The organism is Aeromonas sp. ASNIH8, from assembly GCF_002919855.1.
GTDB classification, from domain to species: domain Bacteria; phylum Pseudomonadota; class Gammaproteobacteria; order Enterobacterales; family Aeromonadaceae; genus Aeromonas; species Aeromonas caviae.
The window spans coordinates 1-5617 of record NZ_PQLN01000160.1 but is presented as its reverse complement, the minus strand read 5'-3'; the positions used below and the strand labels follow the sequence as shown (position 1 = coordinate 5617).

The window sequence follows — 5617 nt, the reverse complement described above, 5'->3', positions numbered from 1 at the left end:
AAGTTCTGCCTGGTGTTCCAGCCAGTTTACAGCCCTTGGGTTAATCACATCGAACGGCTGTGGCACAAGTTACATGAAACCATCACGCGCAATCATCAATGCAGAGGAATGGCCAGCCTGCTGGCCCGAGTGAAACACTTCATGGATACCGTGTCTCCTTTCCCGGGGAATGGCTATGGTACAGCGAAGGTGTAGCACTATTGGGATCAGTTATTTATCCTGCTGATGCTCAGCCCCGTTGAAGATAAAGGTGAGGTGAAAATGGAAACGCCGGTCGGCACCATATTCTATCTTCCAGATATATCCCACAAGGTGTTTGAATCGTCGTTGTATTACGCTCAGGTAATGACGCAGGTTATCGGAGGTGTTATCCACGGTTAATCGATGATAGTGGGCCTCGCGATACCCAATATCCAAACGAATGAATAATAGCTTTGCATGTTGAGCGAATAGGCTGTTGATATAGGTCGCTATGCTGCGCTGATTGCGTTTCTCAACGCGTCGAAGGTTATTGAGACGCTTACGGTGCGACTGACTCTTTAACTCGCTTAGGAAGGCTTCCAAGGCGTTATTGATAGCATCTGCCAGTCTATGAGCAGTCTGACTATTGAGAGAAACCATCTTGGCGAGGTGTAGCCTTGGTACTGCTCGCATATAAGTCAGGAATAGCTCGATGGTAGGGTGGGCTGATGATATCTCGGTGTGACAGTAGAAATAATCACACACGGTATCCAATACGTTAAAGAGGCAAGTCGATAATGGTCCATTCGAATAATCTAAATCTATATGCAGCTCGCGGATAGGAGTATATGCCACGATGACGACTGGGAACGTCGTATGCTGGAGTTTGCGTGATAAGGTCAGGATATCCAAAAGTCTAACTGTATTAAACATGGTGCTCTCGCTCAGGCAGCGTTACCCCTACGCTGTGTGTTAGACACACGCGTATAGCGGGCATAGTTGCTCATAGTGGAATGTGGTTATATATACGGGTGTAGTGGTATGCGGGTGTAGCAATAGGATGCTGGGGTATCCATGGCGTTGAGTGGTGATGCGTAGCGTACTTAGTGTGCATGGTAATAAATGGTATTAAATAATATATAAACCTAAACTCTATACTTACCATGAAGGGTGGCTGACAGTGAAAAGTAAATATAAGAAGAGATAGCCTATTTTACTGTCTCATTAGCAGTAAAGTGGTTCGTATGATGACAGGAAGTTAAGGAGCCTAATTGCTGTGAAAAATATATTGGCTTAGGACTGACTCCGAAGGATGAGCCAACTGTCCACATCATGCTCAAACCAGCCGATGGAAGATTTGCCAATCTTGAACGGTTTGGGAAAGGTGTTGTCATGGCGAGGTGACTTTGGATCAAGCCAGTCGTATATGGTAGAACGTGCCATGCCAATCTTGGCGATGAGGTCTTTGGTGCGCAGGACTTTGATGGTGTTGTTCATGGTGTGCTCCTGATGATGTGGTGGGTTGTTTCATCAGAAGGGCGGGCCAGTTAAAAAAAACAGATTTCAACAGAGGCATCTTGTAAAATAGGCTTACAGAGGCAGTAATAAGCCTATATAGCAGCATCAAAACGTCAATGTATCTGTAAGCCTATACGAACTCAGATACTTGGTTGGCTTTCCGATAACAGGAGCAAGGAGGGTGGCTCGTCTTTTGGTCGAACGAGCTCGGCGCGCAAAAAAGGGAGCCGGACCTCTCTGAGGCAAGGTTGTTGTGACACCCAAGTTTTTTCATGAGCATAAAATCAGCCTGAAATCAACATAAAACAATCTACTTTTCTATCCTAAATCAACGAAAAATCGCCACTTCACATCGTAAAATCTACATAGTAATCTTCATTTCAGTGGGTAAGGTCACCCTTCCCTCACGATATGGTTCGCCCATTTAAGAGACTCTTACGGGTTAGATCGCAGGTTTGGTTGATGGTGAGGTTCAGATGGCAAAAGTGACATGGCATCCCAAAAAGGAAGAAAGAGAAATCACCTTTCTCTACCACGTTTTTTTAAATGGAGATGATCGACCGCGTAGAAGCGCGGCAATGGTAAGCATTGAAGATAAGGCAAGCAAGCTGGAATCATTTATATATGATGTCGTTGCTGATAGACACGAAAAACGAGAAAGAATGCTACTGGCAAACGAGTTGGAAAACATAGGCTCATCTCCATATAGAGAGGATTTTGAAGAGCAAAATACAATAAAGACACTGATGTTAGATGTTTTCAACGCACATTGCTTGAGTGCGGAAAGTTTTAGCTGGATTGATCCTGATAATGAGCGTTTATGTAATTTTGTTTGGGCTTATATTTTGTCATCTATTTATAAGGACGATGCCCTAGAATGCAAACAATCACTGAGCATCAAGGATGAAAAGCAGAGCAGGCACGGTGAGCGACCTGAATCGGTAACTGACCTCCAATCCTCACATAGAGAAAATAGATACATCTACCTTTATTTGAATTTGCCACTTCACGTAACTAGTAGCAGAGAAAAGAGGGAATGCATAGTTCATTTCTTTGATTTATGGACAGCTTCTAGACGAAAAAAAGAACGACAATTGGAGTACTTTTCACATACTTGGGGCAAAATTAAAAACAAATCAAAGATGGAGGATTGGTTAATAAAGAACGAGGGGATGGCTGAATGGGCTTGGAACTATACATTCAAAACTTACCTTGCATTCACAGCACCCATTTGGCTTGATTTATCTGGGGTAAATAAAAGCAATAAAGCAAAGCAAGCTATGATTACTCTTTACGATCTGCTATCGACAGAACATCGCACCATACTAATGGCCTCGATAAGCAAGAGTGGGTCTGTGCAAAAAAATCGCATAAACTCAGAAGGTCGTAAGTCTATGAGTATTCCACTTTCCGAAGAGCGGAAAGAAATGCTAAAGAGGATTGCAAAGGATTCAAACCGCCGGATCTATCAGGTTGTAGAAGATATGATAGTTCAAGAATATCAGCGGCAATATTCACACTAAATATAGGTGGCCTAATAGGCCATCTTCTTATTTATTCACTGAAGAACTATATCTGTACACACTACACTAGCTATACAGACAGGGTAAAAAATAAATGGAGGTTACACTAGGTGTAACCTCCATAGACACAGTCTACAAATCGATCTGAAGAATAGGGCTGTTGCTCTCCTCCCCTACCCCACTTGCAGATGCACAATATTGTCTGCCGGTTTTTCTGATAGTTTCAAGATCCCTCCCCACAACTCCAGAGCCATTTTTTGCTCAGGTAACCGAACCGTATGAACATAGTGAGCCATTACACCAGGTAGAGCATGACCTAAAATTTGCTCCACGACATGAGGGGCAATCCCAGCCTCGTTTAGGCGGGTCGCCAAACTCCTTCGGAGATCGTGCCATGTCCAAGGGGTGCTATGCCCGATCCGTTTCCAAATCCCCCTTCCCCACTGGCTTACTGCTTCGGGACGTTTGAGCTCTCCCAATAGATACGGGGATGCTTGTTCTGCAGCTGCATGTAGTAGAGTCTTGATAGTGGGCCGAATAAAATCGGGTATTGGCCGCACGATCTTATTCCCTGTTTTTGAGTTGGACGCAGGAACTGTCCACGTACCTTCGACTAGATTCCATTCTTCGGGGGCTGATAGCCGAACTTCTTGAGTCCTTGCACCAAACGACAACAGAATCTTTGCCAAATTTCCGTAGTAGCAATATAGACCTAGCTTCTCAGCCCAATCCCATAGTGTTCGCAGTTCTTCTAGCGTCAGAACCCTATCTCGCTTACTCGCCTTTTGCCCAACATCAGCGACGGTCAAGTCATCCAACGCATTACTCACTGCAAACTGTCGGACACGGCAAAACTTCAGAGCATGCTTACAGTTTTGGAAACAATACCCACTAGCCACAGGTGCTACCTTCGAGTACTCGTCAAAGACGCTCAACCAGTGACGAGTATCACAGTCTGACAAGGGAAGATCTCCGATACGGGGATAGACCCACTTCGCAAATTGCTGTCGATGCTTCTCACTGTTCGACCTTTTCTTATCGGCGTGATGGCAAAGCCAATACTCGAGTGCATCTTTAACCGTAACAGGCTTAAGCCTTTCATCTTTCCCGATCCGAGTCATCAAGGCGGGATCATTGCCCTCTTCCAACCAAGCTCGACATTGCGCCGCCTTTTTCCTTGCTTCGGAAAGCGACAGCCCCCCCTCTTGGCCGGTATAGGAGCCCAGAGTTAGGTTTTTTGCCTTGCCTAAAATTCGATAGCGGTACACGAAGCTGACTTTTCCGCTATTCCTCCACAGAACAGATAGCCCATCCCTGTCTGCAACCTTTCTGGGCGTATCATCATCGTGACCACGCAGCATTGCTTTGAGTTTTGAATCTGAGATTGCCATTTTGAACCCACATTTGAACCCACACCTGTCTTATATCCCCTAAGATAACTTTAGACAAGAATGGAAGGTTAAATGATATAAATCAATTAGATATGAGCAAGTCACGGACGACATAAAACAGCATTAGACAAGTGGTGCGATAATACGGCATGAACTGATCCCGGTCATTCTGCTGCAGTGCAGACGAAGGCGTATCCCAGCGATGGGATACGCCTTTTTCTATGCCCGGTGTTTACCTGCTCACTCCACCGCCAGCTTGATACCCAGCCCCACGAACAGCCCCCCCATCACGCGATTCAGCCAGGTGGCCACCCGGGCGGGCAGTCGCACCTTGCGGCTTGCAAACGCGGTGGAAAACGCCAGCAGATGGCACCAGATCATGCCGTTGAGATTGAAGATGCAGCCCAGTACGATAAACGCCATCGCCTTTTGCGGTGAGGCGGGCTCGATGAACTGGGGCACAAAAGCGAGAAAGAAGAGCGCCACCTTGGGATTAAGGACATTGGTGAGCAACCCCTGCCGAAAGATGTGCCCATAAGAGAGCGCAGGCACCACCACAGCCCCATCCACAGACGTTGAAGTGCCACTCTGCCAGAGCATGGACACGCCGAGATAGACCAGATAGAGCGCCCCCATCAGCTTGATGACGGCAAACAGCTCGGCAGAGGCACTCAGCAGGGCAGACAGTCCCAGCGCTGCCGCCAACACATGCACCATGGTACCTGTCCCGATACCCAATGCCGCCATGGACCCTGCACGCCATCCCTGGGAACCGCTGCGCAGCATGATGAGCAAGGAGTCAGGCCCAGGCATCATGTTCAGCAGCAGGCCAGAAACGATAAACAACGCCAGATCGTGGATCCCCAACATAGACAGCTCCTTGTATATGAAAGAAACAGTCTATGGATCCTGAAGTACTTGTCACTCCCGTTTCCGGCGATAGTGATTATCAAGGAAGGGAATAGCGTTTGAGCCGGAGATACTTGAAGCTCAACTAGGTGAGAAAGAGAGATTGAGCCGTTTGAAAGGCAGTGATATTGACTGAATAGCAATTTTTTTCGATGTAATAGACTATATTTTGCGCATTGATCAGACTAATACCAATCGGATTAAACATTAGGTCAGTTTTATCCAATCTCGGCTACAAAGTGACATCACCCGCTCCACATCGGCAATAAAGTGCTTCCAGGCCGATGTGCAGGCATCAAGGATGTCGTCGTAATC

5 protein-coding genes and 1 pseudogene are annotated in these 5617 nt (G+C 46.4%); 2 read left to right on the top strand and 4 right to left on the bottom strand.

The window, feature by feature from the left end; translation table 11 throughout:
* Positions 1-195, top strand: a pseudogene (locus C3418_RS22565) (IS630 family transposase); the annotation flags it as partial.
* 15 nt (positions 196-210) lie between these two features.
* Here the strand turns inward: C3418_RS22565 and C3418_RS24935 are convergent.
* Together C3418_RS24935 and C3418_RS22555 are read right to left on the bottom strand one after the other, a co-directional pair.
* Positions 211-894 carry an inovirus Gp2 family protein gene (locus C3418_RS24935; RefSeq protein WP_258040164.1) on the bottom strand — a complete coding sequence of 228 codons (684 nt, stop codon included), beginning with the start codon at positions 892-894 and terminating at the stop codon, positions 211-213.
* A 360-nt stretch (positions 895-1254) separates the two neighbouring features.
* Positions 1255-1458, bottom strand: coding sequence for an AlpA family transcriptional regulator (locus C3418_RS22555; RefSeq protein WP_103829277.1), 204 nt, complete (start codon positions 1456-1458; stop codon positions 1255-1257).
* Between the two features lie 497 nt (positions 1459-1955).
* Here C3418_RS22555 and C3418_RS24215 point away from each other — a divergent pair, with 497 nt between their 5' ends.
* Entirely contained in the window at positions 1956-3002 is a 1047-nt protein-coding gene (locus tag C3418_RS24215) for a hypothetical protein (RefSeq protein ID WP_146054145.1), read from the top strand.
* Between the two features lie 173 nt (positions 3003-3175).
* Here C3418_RS24215 and C3418_RS22545 read toward each other — a convergent pair whose 3' ends face one another.
* Together C3418_RS22545 and C3418_RS22540 are read right to left on the bottom strand one after the other, a co-directional pair.
* Positions 3176-4393: a site-specific integrase gene (locus tag C3418_RS22545; protein ID WP_103859319.1), complete on the bottom strand. Its 1218-nt coding sequence runs from the start codon at positions 4391-4393 to the stop codon at positions 3176-3178.
* Between the two features lie 240 nt (positions 4394-4633).
* A complete protein-coding gene (locus C3418_RS22540) occupies positions 4634-5263 on the bottom strand; it encodes a LysE family translocator (RefSeq protein ID WP_103859318.1) in 630 nt (209 codons plus the stop codon).
* Positions 5264-5617: the final 354 nt, after the last annotated feature.

Excerpts from the sequence above, each read along its gene's own strand:
- C3418_RS22555 (WP_103829277.1), bottom strand. The coding sequence starts at position 1,458 with ATGAACAACACCATCAAAGTCCTGCGCACCAAAGACCTCATCGCCAAG.
- C3418_RS22540 (WP_103859318.1), bottom strand. The coding sequence starts at position 5,263 with ATGTTGGGGATCCACGATCTGGCGTTGTTTATCGTTTCTGGCCTGCTG.
- C3418_RS22545 (WP_103859319.1), bottom strand. The coding sequence starts at position 4,393 with ATGGCAATCTCAGATTCAAAACTCAAAGCAATGCTGCGTGGTCACGAT.
- C3418_RS24935 (WP_258040164.1), bottom strand. The coding sequence starts at position 894 with ATGTTTAATACAGTTAGACTTTTGGATATCCTGACCTTATCACGCAAA.
- C3418_RS24215 (WP_146054145.1), top strand. The coding sequence starts at position 1,956 with ATGGCAAAAGTGACATGGCATCCCAAAAAGGAAGAAAGAGAAATCACC.